Genomic DNA, 14,056 nt, shown 5'->3' with positions numbered 1-14,056 from the left:
CCACGATTTCACTGGCAACACCCTTTTCTTTCAGGCGAACCGCTTCTTCAACAGCGATTTCACAGAACGGGTTCATTGCCATCTTGACGTTGGCGAGATCAACGCCGGTGTTGTCCGGCTTGACGCGCACCTTTACGTTGTAGTCGATTACTCGTTTTACAGCGACCAGAACCTTCATAGATTCCTCGTTCTTCTACGATGGGTTTATGACTTGCAGTTCTCACGCAGAGCCTGCCGAAATTAAGTGCGCACTAATGATGGAGGCAACAGTCGGCAGAATCAATAGCCTCAAGCAACGCGCCGGAACTGCCTTTCTGGCCAATTTCATGTATTGACTGAAATTGGCGGTGAGACGATACTAGCTTTCGACTCAAAACACACGATGTTTCGGTGTGTACGTACAATGCCAAAGGATGATCCAAATTTCAAACAAACGTTTGTTTGATTCTTCAATTACGGTATCCTTCCTATACAATTAAAGTAGCGATTATCGGCTTCTTACGGTCGTCTGTAGGTATTTTTACCGGTATGATGACGGCCCAGTGACAAGTGCCTACGGGCTGACTATACCCATTAAAAAAGATGTTTGAGGAGACCAACGTGGAACGCGAATCGATGGAATTTGATGTTCTTATCGTCGGCGGCGGCCCTGCGGGCCTGTCGGCAGCTTGCCGTGTCATGCAACTGGCACAGGAAGCTGGCGAAGAACTTACTGTCTGTGTAGTAGAGAAAGGTTCCGAAATCGGCGCGCATATCCTCGCCGGTACTGTATTTGAGCCCACTGCCCTCAACGAGCTCTTCCCGGACTGGAAAGAAAAAGGTGCACCGCTGAATACGCCGGTCACCCGTGACGACATTTTCCTGCTGAAAAATCAGGAAAACGCCACCAAAATCCCGAACGCGTTTGTGCCGAAAAACATGCACAACCACGGCAACTACATTATCAGTCTCGGTAACCTGTGCCGCTGGCTTGCTGAGCAGGCCGAACAGCTGGGCGTTGAGGTTTACCCGGGGTTTGCCGCGTCCGAGACCATCGTTGAAGACGGACAGGTCAAGGGCATCATTACCGGTGACATGGGCGTAGCCCGTGACGGTTCCGAGAAAGATGGCTATATGCCGGGCATGGAGCTTCGTGCCAAGTACACCCTCTTTACTGAAGGCTGCCGCGGCCATCTGGGCAAGCGCCTGATCAGTGAGTACAAGCTGGATGAAGGTAAAGACCCACAGCACTACGGTATCGGTATCAAGGAACTGTGGGATATCGACCCGGCTAAACACGAGCCAGGCCTGGTTGTTCATACCACTGGCTGGCCGCTGAATGAATCTGGCTCCACCGGCGGCTCTTTCCTGTATCACCTGGAAAACGGCCAGGTCTATGTAGGCCTGATTACCGATCTGGCCTACAGCAACCCGCACGTAAGCCCGTTCGAGGAATTCCAGCGCCTGAAGCATCATCCGGAAGTTAAGAAATATCTGGAAGGCGGCAAGCGTGTTGCCTATGGTGCGCGCGCCATTGCCAAAGGTGGCTATAACGCTCTGCCGAAGATGAGCTTCCCTGGCGGTCTGCTGCTGGGTTGTGATGCGGGCACCCTGAACAGCTCCAAGATCAAGGGCTCCCATACAGCTATGAAATCTGGGCTCCTGGGCGCGGAAGCAGTGTTCGAAGCGCTGAAAGAAGGCAAGACCGGTGAAGAAATCACCAGCTTCCAGAAACGTTTTGAAGATAGCTGGCTGTACAAAGAACTTTATGCTGAGCGGAACTTCGGTCCAGCCATGCACAAGTTCGGTAACATCATAGGAGGTGCGGTAGCTTTCTTCGAGCAGAACATCCTGCGTGGCAGTCTGCCGATCACCTTCCGCGATACCACACCGGACTACGCTACGATGAAGCCGGCGTCCGAGTGTAAGAAGATCAACTATCCAAAACCGGATAACAAGCTGACTTTCGACCGCCTGACCTCTGTGTTTATCTCCAACACCAACCATGAGGAAGATCAGCCGGTTCACCTGAAGCTGACCGATCCGGATATCCCACTGAAGGAAAACCTGCCGAAGTTTGACGAGCCGGCCCAGCGCTACTGCCCGGCTGGCGTCTACGAAGTTGTTGAAGCTGACGACGGCAGCGGTAAGAAGTTCCAGATCAATGCCCAGAACTGTGTTCACTGTAAGACCTGTGACATCAAGGACCCTGCACAGAACATCACCTGGGTAACGCCGGAAGGCGGCGGTGGCCCGAACTACCCCAACATGTAAGCTCGGCGATCCAGAAGACGGTCCCAATTGGGGCCGTTTTTTTTATTTGGCCTGTCCAATTTCATTCGTGCATAAAAAAACGGCTCACAAGGAGCCGTTTTTGCTACTGCCGCAACAGCTTAGTGCACGTGGCCGTGCTCTTGCTCTTCATCGGTAGCATCGCGAGTTTCCACGACTTCAACGTCGAAGTGCAGAGTTTCACCAGCCAGAGGATGGTTTGCGTCGATAGTGACAGTTTCTTCACTCACTTCTACAACGCGAACGATCTGAGGGCCGCCCGGAGTCTGCGCCTGGAACTGCATGCCCGGCTCAATGGTGTCTACGCCTTCAAACGCAGTACGCGGAACCGGCTGAATCAGCTCTTCGTTTTTCTCGCCGTAACCGTCTGCCGGAGCAACAGATACTTTCAGCTGATCACCAGCACCCTTTTCGTTCAGTGCGCTTTCCAGACCACCGATGATGTTTTGTGCACCTTCCAGGTAAGTCAGAGGCTCACGGCCTTCTACGCGGGAGGAGTCTAGCTCTTCTCCCTGGTCGTTAGTGAGCGTGTAATGGATGGTAACAACGCGTGGTTGGGCCATGTGTTCTCCTTGCAGTTCGCAATTGACTGTTTAATTGGATTTAGGCAATCGAAAGTGATCGTGAACAGCCAGACTGCACAGAGGGACTAACGACCACCGGGCCTCGTTAGAGAGCCAGGCTCGATAACAAGTCAGAAACCACAGTTTAACAAGTGTCGGAGTGTGCTTTCTACCGTGAGTTCTGGGGTCGCTTTGCCGCTTTTCAACCGGCGTCACCGATTTTATAGAGAATTCCGTGACTCATAACGCCAAGTGCGGGAACTCCTGCTATCTCGCACTCGACAATATATTCGGCCAGATCATAGTAAGCTGCGGTAACCAAACGGGCTTCCACGCCATGGCGTACCATAACTACGGGCCTCGGATCCTCACTCCCGGGGTACAGCCCTACTTCGATGGGGTGCTCATTTCCCACTTCAAGAGTTTCGCCCATATTGGTGGTCAGGGTGACGACCTGAGCCTCTGTGCCTGCATTTTCTACTTTCATCGTATGGGCCAGCAATGGCGAATCTTCAACCTGAATCCGCCATTTCTCGACGGGCGTCACCAGGTAGTATTCACCATCTTCTTCACGCCTGAGAATTGTAGAAAACAGCCTGACAATTTCCTCTCGGGCGATCGGACTGCCCTTGAACAACCATGTCCCATCTCGCGTAATTCGTAGATCCATATCGCCAGACAGTTCCGGGTGCCATTTTTCGAGTGGAGGCAATCCGCCCGTCCGCGTTGATTTATCCAATTGGCCCGCAAGCTTTTCAGGATCCTGACTCATTGTAATTGTCCGTTTGAAATGGTTTCAGCATGGAGCTCAGAGCCCCCGCATCCACTCTGCTCTGAGCGGAACTGCACCAGGGCTGGTGATCGCCAGATTGACCTGATCAAGCAGCTTTTGCTTATCGCGTCCGAGCGTACCTTTGAGCACCAGGTAGTTTGAAGCATGGTCGCTGCGAAAAACGGTGCGTTCGAGTTCGAGATGTTCGAGGAACAACCGGATCTCTTCAAACAGTCCTTCCTGAGAGAGTGGCACGAAATCGTCACCGAAGCCCTCTCTGAAACGTTCTTCTCCCTGGGGGAAACTGACGACAAGGGTCGACAGGTAATCAGGTTGGGTCTCATTGCAAAGCGTTGCGGTATTTATCGCATGTTGGCGGGAAAGCACTCTGCCACCGAGGCCATTCAGCACCATGACCGAGCTGGTCAGACCGGCTTCTTTGATCTTGACCAGGGCTGAACGTGTCGATTCCCAGGTTTCCCCCTTATTGACCCGTCTGAGCACTTCATCATCTCCGGATTCCATACCTACGTAGAGGATTTGCAATCCCGCTTCACGTAGCTGTGCCAGCTCTTCAACACTCTTTTTAGCCAGGTTTCGGGGTAAACAGTAACTCGAAACCCTCTGAAGCTCCGGTAATGCGGCTTTCAGATCCCCAAGAATTTCAAGCAGCCGCCGGGTCGGTAACACCATGGCATCACCATCAGCCAGGAAGACCCGCCTGACACCGCCAAGGCTGCGGGCTGCATTGGAAATATCTCGCCGGATGTCTTCCGGCTTACGAGCCCGGAATTTCTTTTGTGGCTGGGTGTACATCTCGCAAAATGTACACTGGTTCCATGAGCACCCGTTGGTAACTTGCAGAATCAGTGATTTGGCTTCACTAGGTGGCCGGAAAACCGGCTCTATGTAATCGATGGGAAAGCTATACATTCTTAACTCTCGGAAACACTGAATGACGGGGGATGTTCAGGGCAAAAACTGTGCTCTCAAATCTGCACAGCCCGGGCCAACAACGGGCATCTCAAGTAAGACTGCCTGTGCGGTCATGAAAGGAATTCCACGGCGATGACCATCAACAAGCAGCGTCGACAGACTCCCAACCAGAGGCATATGGGAAATGATCATCAGTGGCGTCGACTGGTTTTCGAGCAACGCGTCCAGACAAGCACCGGGGTCATCATCCGGTGTAATGAATGATTTTTCCTCCACCGGACAATTCAGAATTTCGGCCACAATCCCCGTTGTCTGGCGGGCCCTTGTGTAGGGGCTTGTCCAGATCAGCTCGGGCCGCCAAGGTGACTCGGCAATCTCAGCTGCCGCCTTGGACACCTGAAACCGCCCTACTTCGGTCAGTTCCCGGTCCTGATCCAGGGTATGCCAGCCGGCTTCTCCATGGCGCATGATAATAAGATGCACTGGCCAACCTCCTGGAATTTCTATTGCTGAGAAATAGTGCGCGGCAGAATAAACTCCACATCGGAGTTCTGCACCGCCATCATCAGGCTGCTAATAACGGCGTTAATGGAAGCCGAGCCGTACAGGATTTCATATAGGCCACGCACCAGCGGCATGTAGATACCGATGGCTTCAGACTTCTCCTTGACCAGTTTCAGGGTGTAGATACCTTCCGCAACCTGCCCCAATTCCGCAACAGCATCATCCAGCTTCTGGCCTTTGCCAACCGCATACCCTACCCGGAAATTCCGGCTCTTGGAGGATGTGCAAGTCGCGATGAGATCGCCAACACCCGCGAGGCCCATGAACGTCATCGGGTTCGCACCAAGGCTGACAGCGAACCGACTCATTTCCGCCAGCCCACGGGTAATAAGCATCGCCTTTGCGTTCTCGCCCATGTCCAGAGCTGATGCCATACCGGCCACGATGGCGTAGATATTTTTCAAAGCACCGGCCAGCTCGACGCCGTAGATATCGACGTTTGCGTAAACGCGAAAATATTCGCAGCCAAGCAGGCCCTGCACCGCCCGGCGCACGTCCGGGTCTTTCGCGGCAATAACCGTCGCAGTAAGGTCCCGGTTAACAATTTCGCCCGCAAGGTTGGGACCGCTGAGAACACCGATGCGGCACCGTGGGATCTCCTCCTGAAGGATTTCGCTCATCAACTTGAAACCATGCTCTTCAATCCCTTTGGTCAGACTGATGACAATCTGACCTTCCCGGAATTGCTGGCTATGTTCGCGGATAACCGAACGAAACGCTTTACTGGGAATCGCTACGAAAATGACATCGGACTTATCGATGGCAGCATCGAAGTCCGTTGTAGGCTGGATATCCCCTTCCAGTTTGATATCCGGCATGTAGCGGCTATTTACCCCGGTATCCCGAACTTCGGCTACCTGGGCTTCATCGCGCATCCAGAAATGAACGCGATGACCATTTTCACCAAGCACCTTGGCCATTGCTGTACCAAAGCTGCCGCCACCCAATACGGTAACGTCATGTACTGGCCCCTGAGCCCCGTTATCCTGAGGCGCTTTATAGTCAGGCATAGTTGTCCCGTTATGTCTGTTTTATAGGGGAAGTCCGGAGTGCTCCGGCAAATGATGAAGAAATCGGCTCAGCCGGTTTCTTCACATTCCAGAGCACGTACCAGATTCTTGAATTCTTCCCGATTACGGCTATTCAGGCCCATCAGCACCCTGTGCGCATCCAGAACCTTGTCGCGAACCTGTTGTTCACTGGCTTTTAACACCGGAATTTCTTCCAGTTCTTCGATACGGGATGCGGGTTCTCGAACAATGATAAAAATCTTGTCGAAGCCCATGGAGGTGATAATGCGGGTAATGTCTGGATTCGTGGAGATCAGTGTCGGGAGGAAATGACTCTGCTTCTGAGCGGCCATGGCAATCTTCGCAAGCAAACCGAGTGTGGTGCTATCGATAATCTCGGTTTCTGTGAGGTCGATCACCACGGTCTTGAACTCGGGATCCTGAGTGATGGACTCAACCAGATTGTCCAGCGTCGAACACAGGTTCAGCCGGATTTCCCCGATAAACTTCAGGACGTAAATGCCCTGTTTCTCAGCTTGCAGGATTTTGTAACCAGCCATGTTCACACTGCCACTAATTCGACGACGTGAGTTCTGATCCGTTTATCGTATCAGTCACCGCAACAATAGCGATATCGTCAGGTAACTCTGCAATCTCATCGAGATTCAGAGCATCGCTCAAAGATGCGATAGTGTGACGACCTCCTGATACGAGTTCAAGTAGTGTTCTCTCCTTTTCATCAAGACTTTTTGCCTTGATGACCTCCAATATACCGTCTGAAAACAAAATCAGCCGGAAAGGCTTGTCCAGGGCGACTTCGTACACTTCCCACTCGGGTTGTTCAAACAGGCCAACCGGTAGCCCACTGCCCTCCAGAAATGCCGTTTCACCGCCCTCAAAAGACAGAATTGGCATCGGGAAATGGGCCCCAACGGCGTAACGCAGTGTGCGTTCTTCAATGGAGATGATGCCTACGAAGACAGTGACATGCTTCCCGAGCCCGGTATCCAGCAGTTCGGTATTGATTCGTTCAAGGAAACGCTCAGGATAGAGTATGTCATCACTGGATTGACGTCGCAGATTCCGCTGGAGCCGATTGGTCAGATTTTTCAGTAACACCGTGACAAATGCAGAGCTGGCACCGTGGCCTGATACATCGGCGATATAGACCAGCACTTTATCTTCCGAAATCGGGAAATAATCGAGGAAATCGCCGCTCAGATAGAGCGAGGGCTTGATGAGGTGGTCAATATGTATTCCGGAAACTTCTTGCTCGCGATCCGGCAGCATCCTCAACTGTACCTTGCGGCCGGCTCGCTGGTCCGCCCTTAGCTCGGCAATACCATCACGGAGATCCCGGTTAGCTTCTTCCAGTTCCTGTCGATAGAGTTGATTCAGTCTGTTGACCCGAACCCTGTCGAACAGCTTTTCGATAACGTCATCAAGAGCGCCTTTGTCGTCATTGCAGGGCTTCAGCACCACATCTGCAGCTCCGGCACGCAGCGCGTCAACCACGTCGGTACTGGACGCTGTCGAAGAACAGGCAACGATCGGAGTGAATGTTTCCGTTTCTTCCAGACGTGCCGCCAGGTCTCTGATGGCAGCTGGCGAAAGGTCCGCAAAAATAACGTCCGGGAGGTTATCAACGAATAACGTCCGGGCTGCGGAAACATCGGGGTAGCCGGTTACATAAAAGCCTCGGGCTTCCAGATAGCGGGACAGGTCTGCTCGGGCCTTTTCATCGGCATCAATAATCAAAATGCGCTCGGTGCGCGAAGTCATGGTTACTGCCCTAAACTACCAGCGATAAAAGAAAAATTGGCATGATTAAGCCTATTCTGGCACGACCCTGTGATATAACAAGGCCAGTTTGGCGAATTTGGGAGAATCGTAACGATGCGAAGTGCCGTTAACGACCTGCTTGGTGCCTATGACAAGCTGATCATGGATCCGGTTCATGGTGGGATACCCCTATACCGTCATGAAATTGAAGTGATTGATCACCCGCTGTTCCAGCGCCTGCGCAATATTTGCCAGAACGATATCCTGAGCCTGGTTTTTCCTGGCGCTACGCACTCCCGATTTCTCCACAGCATAGGCGTCATGCACGTCGGAACCCGCATGTTCCGGGCGATGATCGATGCCTACCTGCGAGAACGAAAGCTGAGCGAACAGACGGACCTGAGCCTGAGTCAGTTGGACGCGATTGATTACCTCGCAAAAATCATCCGGCTGGGATGCCTCCTCCATGACAGCGGGCACTCGAGCTTTTCCCACCAGTTCACCCAGGCCCGTCGTATCCGTGATTTGATGTCACGGCCGGAGAGGTTCAGGGATTTGTGGGAAGGCGTGGATTATACGATTTACCACGATGAAGAGCCCGAGGAGCTCGAGCACGAACATTATTCCGTTCGCGTAGCCCATGAAGTGCTGTCATCCATTGATCTGCAAAGCGCAGGGCTGGCTGCCAGAAATGTTATTGGCATTATGGAAACGACCAACGTTCAGCCCAGCGAAGCATTCTGTCGCCATGCCCGCACGTTCTGGGGGTTTATTGCCGGCGAAGAGGCAGCCTCAGGCGCCTTGATCAACGATAATATTCCGCGACTGGTTATGGACCTGTTGTCTTCCATTGTGTCTGGCGAGATCGACGCAGATCGCGCTGATTACATGCTGAGGGACGGCTTCCATTCGTCCGTTACCATCGGCGGCTTTAACCTTGATCATCTGCTAAGCAACCTTCGGTTCGGCTGGGACGTCCACGAGCCATGGCTGGGGCTCGCTATCACCCAGAAGGGGTTGGGCGCACTGGAAGACTTCGTCTATAGCCGGCACCAGATGTATCGGAAGGTGTACGCCCACAAAACCGCTCTGGGCTTTGATTGGCTCCTTCGGGAAGCGATCAACGAAGTGCTCGAAGACGCAGAGAATTTCGAATGGGTAGACACTTGCCTGAGCAACATGGACTGGTTTGCTGAACTCACTGATAACTTTTTCTGGGAGGCTTTCAGAAAAGTCGCCCGTAAAAACCAAAGAAGCTTTTCTTTCTGTATCGTCAACAGGGTGAAGCTCAAACACCTGGATACTCGCGAAGATCTGTCTCCGAAAGGCATCAATCGCCACTGTGCATGGCTTGCTCAGGAGCTTTCGCTGGACCCGGACACCGTGGTCACCTGTTCGATGCGAGCCAGGTTCTCGAAGATCCAGGAGAACTTTAATGGCATCAAGGTGTTGACCCGAGATCCGATCAACCGAACAAGATCTCTGCGGCGCATCACGGATGTGAGTGCTTTTTTCAGCAAATTCGGAGACGGCACTATCACGCACTTCTACGCCCGGCCGGAGGTTACTACGCAGGCACCGGAACCTCTGCGCGAATAACCAGCACAACCGGAAAGGCGCGGGGCCTCAATGTTCGATGGCGCTTATGAGAGCCCAAGCACTATCAAACGCGCCTTCGACCCTGCCTCCCGCCAGCCAGTCCCCCGCGATGCCAATGCCCTGCTCCGGGTACCAGAGGTGCCCCGGCGTTTCGCCACCTTCTGATCGTGCGTATAGCCAACGGTGAGGTACTACTGCGGTTGGTTCGCCATCAAAACCAACCATGTCGGTGAACGCCTGACACATTAACTGCGCTACTTTTTCCGGGTCCTGGTCTACGTTGGCCTGCGTCCATTCAGCATTAGCATGAAGAACCCACCATTCGCCCTGATCATTCCGTTCAGGTTTGCTGGAGTTGTTGCCCACCCAGTAAAGTACTGGGTGTTCCACCCGTGCCCCGGAATATGCCCGCCAGGGAAACGCATGAAAGGGAGACTCATGAAAATGAGCCGCTACCGCCCAACAAGGCAAAACCCGGGATACAGCATCGTTCAGCGAATCGGCAAGATCCTCAAGTCCGCTATCTTCCAGAAGTGTCTGTGTCTGGGCAGGAGGCGCGGTGAGGATGATCTGATCAAACCCGGTATGACTTTGGCCATTGGTATCTGTCAGATCCCAAAGCCCGTTCCTCTTCTGAAATGTTGCGATTTTGGTCTCAGCGACCATTTCAACATGTGCTGAGAGCTGCCGGCTTATCGCCGTCATCCGAGGGGCGCCTACGTATCGGGCTTCCCGTGGGAACTCTGACCATTCTCCCGACTCATCTCTGAAACCGATCTTTCCCTCCCACACCCTGAAACTGTCTGGCCCGGCGTAGCACGTAAGGAACGGCAGAAACTCTGGATTTCGTGCGGTGAAGTATTGTGCACCGATGTCGGCAGAGCTTTTCGGGACCCGTTTTGAAGCCAGGCGACCACCGGGGCCGCGACTCTTTTCAAAAACAACAACCTGATGGCCGTTGTCCTGTAACAAAATTGCGCTGGTGAGGCCGGAAATACCTGAACCAATAACCGCAATGCGACGTATATTCGCGCAATGACTTTTCTTGGGCATGATCTATTTTGAATCCAAAGTGAGTGATATCGACGTGCATTCTTTGCTGATAAACATTCTAAGATGGTTCGACTCCGAAGCAGGAACGGATCACATTAACAGTCATTCCAGATCATTCAACGCGGCGCGCGTCGTTCCTTTTATCGCGTTGCACGTGGCCTGCTTGATAGCGTTCTATACCGGAGTCAGTGCTTTCGCTGCCGGGTTCGCAGCCGCTTTTTTCGTGATTCGGATGTTTGCCATTACAGGCTTTTATCACCGTTACTTTGCTCACAAAACCTTCAAAACCAGTCGCACTGCACAATTTCTGTTTGCCATTCTCGGTGCCAGTGCAGCACAACGGGGGCCGTTATGGTGGGCAGCACACCACCGCCACCATCACCAGCATTCAGATGCTGAACAGGATTTGCATTCCCCTCATCAGGGAGGGTTCTGGTGGGCCCACGCAGGCTGGTTTACCTGCGACGCAGGTTTCGTGACCAATGAACGCCGGGTGCGTGACTGGCTTTGTTTCCCGGAACTCAGACTGATCAACCGCTTCGACTCGCTGATTCCCGCGCTCGCGGCGATATTGATTTATGGGCTGGGGGAAATCCTGGCAGCCACCGCGCCGGGGTTGGGCACCAACGGCCTTCAGTTGCTGGTGTGGGGCTTTTTTATCTCCACCGTTGCACTGTTCCACGCCACCGTATCAATCAATTCCCTCGCTCACGTTTGGGGAAAGCGACGCTTCGAAACCAGTGACGACAGCCGCAACAATTTCTTGCTAGCCCTGCTGACGTTGGGTGAAGGGTGGCACAACAATCATCACCGTTGGCCTCAGTCCGTTCGCCAGGGATTTCGCTGGTATGAAATTGACGTCACCTGGTATGGGCTGTGGCTTCTGGCAAAGCTCGGCATTATCTGGGATCTCAATCCCATTCCTGAACACATCCGGCAAGAGACCATCACACTGGACAACAGGAGGAGGAACCGCGAATGACCACCGCCTCAAATATCGAAATCGGTTCATTTGAATCTGCTGTACCAGCAACCCTGGAACGGTTCAGGAGCCTGTTCAACGCGCTGGATAAAGGCAATCTCCATAGGCTGTCTGAGCTGTACAGCGAGGATATTCGATTTCAGGACCCATTGAGCAGTGTAGAGGGACTGGACGACCTTACCCGCTATTTCGCTCACGCCTACACCAACGCCATCAGCTGCCAGTTCGCCTTTGCTGATGCAGTGGTCAACGGTCCCTATGTCACCCTGCCCTGGACCATGTCACTTTGTCACAAGCGCATCAAAAAAGGTCGGGAGATACGAGTCGAGGGCATCAGCCATTTAGAGATACGCAAAGGAAAAATCTGCTATCACCGTGATTATTACGATGCAGGCCAGCTCATTTACGAACACCTGCCCCTCGTTGGCCGCCTCGTTCGTTGGGTGAAAGGTTACGCCGGATGAATCGACGTCTGGCGCATCCTTCAAACATCTGGATAACCGGTGCCGGTTCGGGCATTGGAGAGGCTTTGGTTCGTGCCTTTGCCTCAGGTAACCACCGTCTTCTGCTGACCGGACGGAGGGAAACTCGCTTGTGGGTACTCGAGGAGCTTGCACCCACCCGGATAGATGTTTGCCCGGGAGATACCACAAGCCCTGATGGCCTTCAGTCGGTTTCCCAAGCCCTTGCCGATATCCCCTGCCTCAACATGGCGATACTGAATGCCGGTACCTGTGAGTATATGGACACAGATCAGTTCGACAGTGGGGTTGTCGAAAGAAACCTGCAGACCAACGTGGTTGGTACAGCCCGGAGTATCGAAGTTGCTTTGCCCGCTCTGCGAAAGGCAAGTCTTCAGGGCCAGCCTGCAACAGTTGTCATTATCAGCTCATCGGCATGGTGGTTTCCATTCGGCCGTGCCGAAGGATACGGGGCCTCAAAAGCGGCGTTAACCTACCTGGCCCGGTCATTAAGGGCGGATCTTACCCATGAAGGTATCGACGTTGTGGTGGTTTCTCCCGGATTCGTGAAAACACCGTTGACCGACCGGAATGACTTCCCTATGCCTTTTTTATTGACGGCTGAAGAGGCTGCAGACCGGATCATCAGCGGAATCGCGAAAGGCAAAACCGAGATCGCGTTCCCACGGCGTTTCACCTGCCTGCTCGCACTGCTCGGCGCACTACCCCAGCCGTTGGTAGACCGCATGGCCGCAAGAATGACACGAAAACCTATTCGTTAATCAGGATCTTTTTGCATGAGTGACAATCGTCAGCGTATTGCCGTAATTGGAGCCGGGGTGTCCGGCCTGACCGCTGCCTGGCTACTTGCCGAGCAGCATGATGTGGAGCTGTTTGAAGCCAATGAATACGCCGGAGGCCATACCAATACCGAAAAAGTTGAAGCCGGCGGTCGTCTCTGGCCGGTCAACACCGGCTTTATCGTTTTCAATGACTGGACCTACCCCAATTTCATCCGCCTGATGGACAAGCTGGGAGTGGCGTCTGAAGTCAGCGACATGAGTTTCAGTGTCGATTGCCAGACCACCGGCCTACAGTACAACGGTACAGACCTGAATACGCTGTTTGCCCAGAGAAAGAATCTCCTCAACCTCCCCTTTCTGGGAATGATTCGTGAAATACTCCGGTTCAATCGGGAAACCCGTGCCGACCTCGAAGCCGACACCATCAATGACACGGAAACTCTGGGTGAGTACCTGAACAGAAAGCGCTATTCCCGCTATTTCCGGAACTATTACATCGTGCCGATGGGGGCAGCGATCTGGTCCGCCCCCGAGGTTGTCCTGGAGCAGTTCCCAATACGCTTCTTCCTCCAGTTCTTTAATAACCATGGCATGCTTTCGGTGGACGATCGGCCTACCTGGCGGGTAATTTCCGGCGGCTCCGCCCGCTACGTGGACCGAATGATGGATAAACTCGGCAAACGTATCCATCTGAACAGCCCGGTAAAAAGCATCTCGCGAGACAGTGAGGGCGTAACGGTCCTGGCAAATGGGGAGCAACACCGGTTCGATCAGGTCATTATGGCCTGTCATAGCGATCAGGCACTGCATATGCTCGATGCTCCGACTCAGGAAGAGAAAGACATCCTGGGAGCCATCAGGTACCAGAGCAATGACGTCGTTCTGCACACAGACAGTCGGTTACTGCCCTCCAATCGCCGTGCCTGGGCCGCGTGGAACTATTTCATGCCGGCACTCCCGTCTCAACCGGTGTCCGTCACCTACAACATGAATATCCTGCAAAACTTCCATGACGCACCGGAAACCTTTTGCGTCACGCTGAACCGGTCTTCCGACATTGCCCCTGATCGAATCATCAAAAAATTCGACTACTCCCATCCGGTGTTTACGCTGGAGTCCGTTGCCGCCCAGAGCCGGTATGACGAAATTGGTAATAAGAACCGCACCCATTTTTGCGGGGCATACTGGTTCAACGGATTCCATGAAGACGGCGTAAAAAGCGCGCTCAGGGTCACCCGCGCATTCGGCGTAGACTTATGA

At 53.3% G+C, this 14,056-nt stretch carries 14 protein-coding genes and 1 pseudogene; 6 read left to right on the top strand and 9 right to left on the bottom strand.

Features of this window, described 5'->3' with window-relative positions; genetic code table 11:
- Positions 1–178: pseudogene (locus tag FWJ25_RS07410) on the bottom strand (electron transfer flavoprotein subunit beta/FixA family protein); the annotation flags it as partial.
- A gap of 422 nt (positions 179–600) precedes the next feature.
- Between FWJ25_RS07410 and FWJ25_RS07405 the strand changes: the two are divergent.
- Positions 601–2,253 carry an electron transfer flavoprotein-ubiquinone oxidoreductase gene (locus FWJ25_RS07405; protein ID WP_149599607.1) on the top strand — a complete coding sequence of 551 codons (1,653 nt, stop codon included), beginning with the start codon at positions 601–603 and terminating at the stop codon, positions 2,251–2,253.
- A 119-nt stretch (positions 2,254–2,372) separates the two neighbouring features.
- On the opposite strand, the gene FWJ25_RS07400 is transcribed toward FWJ25_RS07405, so the two are convergent.
- The 7 genes from FWJ25_RS07400 to FWJ25_RS07370 all read right to left on the bottom strand — a co-directional run bounded on the left by FWJ25_RS07400 (position 2,373) and on the right by FWJ25_RS07370 (position 7,898).
- Entirely contained in the window at positions 2,373–2,834 is a 462-nt protein-coding gene (locus FWJ25_RS07400; RefSeq protein ID WP_149599606.1) for an FKBP-type peptidyl-prolyl cis-trans isomerase, read from the bottom strand.
- 202 nt (positions 2,835–3,036) lie between these two features.
- Complete coding sequence (locus FWJ25_RS07395) at positions 3,037–3,606, bottom strand: DUF1285 domain-containing protein (RefSeq protein ID WP_149599605.1); 570 nt, start codon at positions 3,604–3,606, stop codon at positions 3,037–3,039.
- Between the two features lie 36 nt (positions 3,607–3,642).
- Positions 3,643–4,539: a radical SAM protein gene (locus FWJ25_RS07390; RefSeq protein WP_149599604.1), complete on the bottom strand. Its 897-nt coding sequence runs from the start codon at positions 4,537–4,539 to the stop codon at positions 3,643–3,645.
- 36 nt (positions 4,540–4,575) lie between these two features.
- On the bottom strand, positions 4,576–5,025 hold the full coding sequence (locus FWJ25_RS07385) for a SixA phosphatase family protein (RefSeq protein WP_149599603.1): 450 nt from the start codon (positions 5,023–5,025) through the stop codon (positions 4,576–4,578).
- A gap of 20 nt (positions 5,026–5,045) precedes the next feature.
- Positions 5,046–6,116 carry an NAD(P)H-dependent glycerol-3-phosphate dehydrogenase gene (locus FWJ25_RS07380; RefSeq protein ID WP_149599602.1) on the bottom strand — a complete coding sequence of 357 codons (1,071 nt, stop codon included), beginning with the start codon at positions 6,114–6,116 and terminating at the stop codon, positions 5,046–5,048.
- Positions 6,117–6,184: 68 nt separating this feature from the next.
- Positions 6,185–6,676: an STAS domain-containing protein gene (locus tag FWJ25_RS07375; protein WP_149599601.1), complete on the bottom strand. Its 492-nt coding sequence runs from the start codon at positions 6,674–6,676 to the stop codon at positions 6,185–6,187.
- A gap of 13 nt (positions 6,677–6,689) precedes the next feature.
- A complete protein-coding gene (locus tag FWJ25_RS07370; protein ID WP_149599600.1) occupies positions 6,690–7,898 on the bottom strand; it encodes a PP2C family protein-serine/threonine phosphatase in 1,209 nt (402 codons plus the stop codon).
- Between the two features lie 114 nt (positions 7,899–8,012).
- Here FWJ25_RS07370 and FWJ25_RS07365 point away from each other — a divergent pair, with 114 nt between their 5' ends.
- Entirely contained in the window at positions 8,013–9,497 is a 1,485-nt protein-coding gene (locus tag FWJ25_RS07365; protein WP_149599599.1) for an HD domain-containing protein, read from the top strand.
- A gap of 27 nt (positions 9,498–9,524) precedes the next feature.
- Here FWJ25_RS07365 and FWJ25_RS07360 read toward each other — a convergent pair whose 3' ends face one another.
- Positions 9,525–10,550 carry an NAD(P)/FAD-dependent oxidoreductase gene (locus FWJ25_RS07360; protein ID WP_149599598.1) on the bottom strand — a complete coding sequence of 342 codons (1,026 nt, stop codon included), beginning with the start codon at positions 10,548–10,550 and terminating at the stop codon, positions 9,525–9,527.
- Between FWJ25_RS07360 and FWJ25_RS07355 the strand changes: the two genes are divergently transcribed.
- The 4 genes from FWJ25_RS07355 to FWJ25_RS07340 are packed head-to-tail and all read left to right on the top strand — an operon-like array spanning position 10,549 to position 14,056.
- Positions 10,549–11,532 (top strand): acyl-CoA desaturase, encoded by a 984-nt coding sequence (locus FWJ25_RS07355; protein ID WP_149599597.1) that lies wholly within the window; start codon positions 10,549–10,551, stop codon positions 11,530–11,532. The two genes, FWJ25_RS07360 and FWJ25_RS07355, sit on opposite strands and share 2 nt — an antisense overlap.
- Positions 11,529–11,996: a nuclear transport factor 2 family protein gene (locus FWJ25_RS07350; RefSeq protein WP_149599596.1), complete on the top strand. Its 468-nt coding sequence runs from the start codon at positions 11,529–11,531 to the stop codon at positions 11,994–11,996. The genes FWJ25_RS07355 and FWJ25_RS07350 overlap by 4 nt, the downstream gene beginning before the upstream one ends.
- The gene (locus FWJ25_RS07345) at positions 11,993–12,775 is read left to right on the top strand and encodes an SDR family NAD(P)-dependent oxidoreductase (RefSeq protein WP_149599595.1); all 783 of its coding nucleotides are present in this window, start codon (positions 11,993–11,995) and stop codon (positions 12,773–12,775) included. The genes FWJ25_RS07350 and FWJ25_RS07345 overlap by 4 nt, the downstream gene beginning before the upstream one ends.
- Positions 12,776–12,790: 15 nt before the next feature.
- Entirely contained in the window at positions 12,791–14,056 is a 1,266-nt protein-coding gene (locus FWJ25_RS07340; RefSeq protein WP_149599594.1) for an NAD(P)/FAD-dependent oxidoreductase, read from the top strand.

It is taken from the genome of Marinobacter salinexigens (genome assembly GCF_008370345.1).
GTDB classification, from domain to species: Bacteria; Pseudomonadota; Gammaproteobacteria; order Pseudomonadales; family Oleiphilaceae; genus Marinobacter; species Marinobacter salinexigens.
Note: the sequence above shows the minus strand (reverse complement) of the source record. Positions and strands in the feature narration are given on the sequence as shown.

What these genes read in the sequence shown, in the direction of transcription:
- FWJ25_RS07400 (WP_149599606.1), bottom strand. Translation starts at nt 2,834, where the DNA reads ATGGCCCAACCACGCGTTGTTACCATCCATTACACGCTCACTAACGAC.
- FWJ25_RS07395 (WP_149599605.1), bottom strand. Translation starts at nt 3,606, where the DNA reads ATGAGTCAGGATCCTGAAAAGCTTGCGGGCCAATTGGATAAATCAACG.
- FWJ25_RS07390 (WP_149599604.1), bottom strand. Translation starts at nt 4,539, where the DNA reads ATGTATAGCTTTCCCATCGATTACATAGAGCCGGTTTTCCGGCCACCT.
- FWJ25_RS07380 (WP_149599602.1), bottom strand. Translation starts at nt 6,116, where the DNA reads ATGCCTGACTATAAAGCGCCTCAGGATAACGGGGCTCAGGGGCCAGTA.
- FWJ25_RS07375 (WP_149599601.1), bottom strand. Translation starts at nt 6,676, where the DNA reads ATGGCTGGTTACAAAATCCTGCAAGCTGAGAAACAGGGCATTTACGTC.
- FWJ25_RS07370 (WP_149599600.1), bottom strand. Translation starts at nt 7,898, where the DNA reads ATGACTTCGCGCACCGAGCGCATTTTGATTATTGATGCCGATGAAAAG.
- FWJ25_RS07365 (WP_149599599.1), top strand. Translation starts at nt 8,013, where the DNA reads ATGCGAAGTGCCGTTAACGACCTGCTTGGTGCCTATGACAAGCTGATC.
- FWJ25_RS07355 (WP_149599597.1), top strand. Translation starts at nt 10,549, where the DNA reads ATGATCTATTTTGAATCCAAAGTGAGTGATATCGACGTGCATTCTTTG.
- FWJ25_RS07360 (WP_149599598.1), bottom strand. Translation starts at nt 10,550, where the DNA reads ATGCCCAAGAAAAGTCATTGCGCGAATATACGTCGCATTGCGGTTATT.
- FWJ25_RS07350 (WP_149599596.1), top strand. Translation starts at nt 11,529, where the DNA reads ATGACCACCGCCTCAAATATCGAAATCGGTTCATTTGAATCTGCTGTA.
- FWJ25_RS07345 (WP_149599595.1), top strand. Translation starts at nt 11,993, where the DNA reads ATGAATCGACGTCTGGCGCATCCTTCAAACATCTGGATAACCGGTGCC.
- FWJ25_RS07340 (WP_149599594.1), top strand. Translation starts at nt 12,791, where the DNA reads ATGAGTGACAATCGTCAGCGTATTGCCGTAATTGGAGCCGGGGTGTCC.